Origin of the sequence: Clostridium sp. LS (assembly GCF_002760435.1) — a bacterium.
Taxonomy (GTDB): Bacteria; Bacillota; Clostridia; order Clostridiales; family Clostridiaceae; genus Clostridium.
Window position 1 is genome coordinate 1 of the sequence record NZ_AUUU01000202.1, and the last position, 659, is coordinate 659.

The following is a 659-nucleotide window of genomic DNA, read 5'->3' on the forward strand; positions in this document are numbered from 1 at the left end:
TTTCCATCTGAATTTCTTACTAATGCAACATATAAGTTATTAATGTCATTTCCTCCACCTACCAGAAGGTCTATTTTGCCATCTCCTCCGATTATGAAGTTCTTTGCAGTCCACATCTCTCCAACCTGTCCGTCACCGCCATCTTTATAACTCCATAAATGATAGGTTCCTTGTTGATTGAAAGGACCGCCCCATCCCCAATTGATATCACTTGTAACATCTTTACTGCTAAACGCATCACCACTTTTTATAGTCCAGCCTGTTAAATCGCCAGTTTCAAAATCATGGTTAGTAAAGGATGATGTTACTTGTGTTGGCATTGTCTTTACTATTAATGCTGCACTGTTATCAGATGTATTTCCTGCCGCATCATAAGCTGCTATTGTATAGGTATACTCTGTATTTGGAGTTAAACCAGTATCAGTGAAACTAGCTGCACTCGTCGTAGTTCCTACTACTACATTATTACGTAGGATTTTATATCCCATTACCCCTACGTTGTCTGTAGATACATCCCATGTCAATGATATAGAATTAGTTGTAACTCCACTGCTTACTGGGGTTCCTGGAACACTTGGCTTTTCTATATCATTACCGTCTGATACAGTAATTGTAATCGTATTGCTTGGTGAAGATACATCACCTGCATCGCCTACTGA

At 39.2% G+C, this 659-nt stretch carries 1 protein-coding gene; it reads right to left on the reverse strand.

Annotation, left to right across the window (positions count from 1 at the left end; all coding sequences use genetic code 11):
- Positions 1-659, reverse strand: a 659-nt coding sequence (locus tag COL3_RS26280) for a fibronectin type III domain-containing protein (RefSeq protein ID WP_143327578.1), incomplete at both ends; no start/stop codon positions are given.